2 protein-coding genes are annotated in these 2,011 nt (G+C 59.2%); both read left to right on the forward strand.

The window, feature by feature from the left end:
- The first annotated feature begins 976 nt into the window (after positions 1-976).
- Positions 977-1,363 (forward strand): hypothetical protein, encoded by a 387-nt coding sequence (locus tag EN925_RS33510; protein ID WP_024504930.1) that lies wholly within the window; start codon positions 977-979, stop codon positions 1,361-1,363.
- Positions 1,364-1,444: 81 nt separating this feature from the next.
- The gene (locus EN925_RS41115; protein WP_245265393.1) at positions 1,445-1,588 is read left to right on the forward strand and encodes an RES domain-containing protein; all 144 of its coding nucleotides are present in this window, start codon (positions 1,445-1,447) and stop codon (positions 1,586-1,588) included.
- Positions 1,589-2,011: the final 423 nt, after the last annotated feature.

Consider the following 2,011-nt stretch of genomic DNA (forward strand, 5'->3'; position numbering starts at 1 on the left):
CTTATTACGTCATGCGCGTCGGCACGTTACATCTATAACCATATTTCGCTCCAGGAGATATTGACCTCGCCAAGGCCGTCGGCGACTCGCATCGCGACATCATGCGGTGCTGCTGGCCAATCCATTCGCAGTCTTCTGGAGGTGGCCCCGGCGATGCATATCTTGAGCCTAAGACGCCCATTTCAATGCAAAATATGCGTCTTCTATCGGGCGACCGTGCAACCCCGTTTGAGGGCGGAGATTGGGGCGCGAAGCCGCCGTCCCACTCAGCAACAACCCCAACCATCAGTGGAATCGGTTGCCACTGAAATCGAAATTGAACTGCACTAATTCCCATACTCGAGTTTTGCGTATAGTTTGTTGACGGGGAGGACTTTATACGTGGGGGCGGCGCGCTTTCAACAGACAGCACGTCGCCATCTACGTCACTGGGGTCTATCCCGAAGACACGCAGGGTTCCCTCTCCGCCTGAAAAGTCTGCACTTTCGCCGCATGCGTTACCCAGCACCGCATCGACGAGCTGAGCGTTGGCGTGTCGTGGGCAACGCCCTCGAAGGAGCGGAGACGAACCACATATGGATCGACCGCGTCAGTCTCATTTTGAGGCGAAGCGGAATCACCGAATGATCCGTGTGAACAAGGAGCGACACTACCCCGTACTAGCGCCCCCTCATTCTTCGGGGGATAGATTCACCCACCAAATTCTGAGAATGCTGGCTTTTAGTAAACCGCGAGACTGATCTCACGGCCAACACAAACGGCAATCCCAACGCCAGCATCGCTAACAACCAGTCTGCTTTCGGCAGGAGGTTAAGTCGGACGGAATGACCGAGATGAAGGCGCATTGCTGCCGCTAGCTAGGATCCGCTACGAGGATGGGGAAGCACAAGCAGTGCGCTGGAAAGGCGTCAGGCTGTTCTTTCTATGCCTAGGAATGTGCGTATATTGTGCGTAAGAGAGAGGTCGGAGATTTGTAATGACCCACGCACAGCTGGCCCAATCGAAAGTGGTCTCAGGTTTTGTCGACAGCCTGCAGGAGCCGCGCACGCCTTATATCTCGCCGAAGCGCCTGTCGCAGGCGCTTGGCGTGAAGGTGGCCAACCTGGCGCAGTTGACCGGCGTCCACCGCAACACGCTGCGCAATCCCTCGTCGGAGCGCCTGCAGGGTCGGATGCGCGAGATGGTGAAGGTGATTTCGGCCGCAACGGAACTCACCGGCGACGTCAAGAAGGCGATCTTTTGGTACCGCAATAAACCGATTGCCGACTATGGTCATCGCACGGCTGCCGAACTCGTCGCGGACGGCCAGGTCGAGGCAGTCCTGGCCTTCATCCGGGATTTCGAAAATGGGGCGCGTGGGTGAGGATCACCCGAGTCGGTCCAGACGAATCGCTATCTGACACCCAAATGGGCTTTCCTGCCCATCAGCGGTGCAGGCGCGGCGATCGACGGCGGTCGTTTCAACCGGCCATGCGTCGAAGCACTCTATCTGTCTCGTTCGACCCAGACGGCTCTTGACGAATACAAGCAGGGCGCCAGCATCGTCCCGCCGGCAACGCTTGCCGCCTACAAGATCACGCTCGCCTGAGGTGGCGGACCTTTCGCAGGGATTCGACCCGGAGATCTGGGACAGCGCTTGGCAGGAATGGGATTGTGCCTGGCGCCAGATCGCTCGCATCGACAAAAGCGTCACGCCGGTGGCACCAACCTGGTGGTCTTTCCGGCCAGTCTTGTCGAAGGCGATAAGGTCACCGTCCATGATCCCGATCACCGGCTGCCGCACGACCAGTCGTCCTGGCCGTAGGGATCGACTGTCTCTGGGATCACAACGCGACGACGCCCCCCGTCACGGCGCTTGGTCCCCAACGAGACCGTCCTCGCCGTCGCCCTCCCCGCTAGCCAGCCCAACCGGTATATCGCCGGCCAGCAACTTCTCCTTCGACAGGAGGCCTGAGTGAACCCCGTCCCCACCCGACCGCGGTAAACCAGCTTCCCCTTCTCATAGGTGCCG

Origin of the sequence: Mesorhizobium sp. M7A.F.Ca.US.006.04.2.1, assembly GCF_004022915.1 — a bacterium.
Lineage (GTDB): Bacteria > Pseudomonadota > Alphaproteobacteria > Rhizobiales > Rhizobiaceae > Mesorhizobium > Mesorhizobium ciceri.

Coding starts and splice junctions, on each gene's coding strand:
- EN925_RS33510 (WP_024504930.1), top strand. CDS start 977: ATGACCCACGCACAGCTGGCCCAATCGAAAGTGGTCTCAGGTTTTGTC.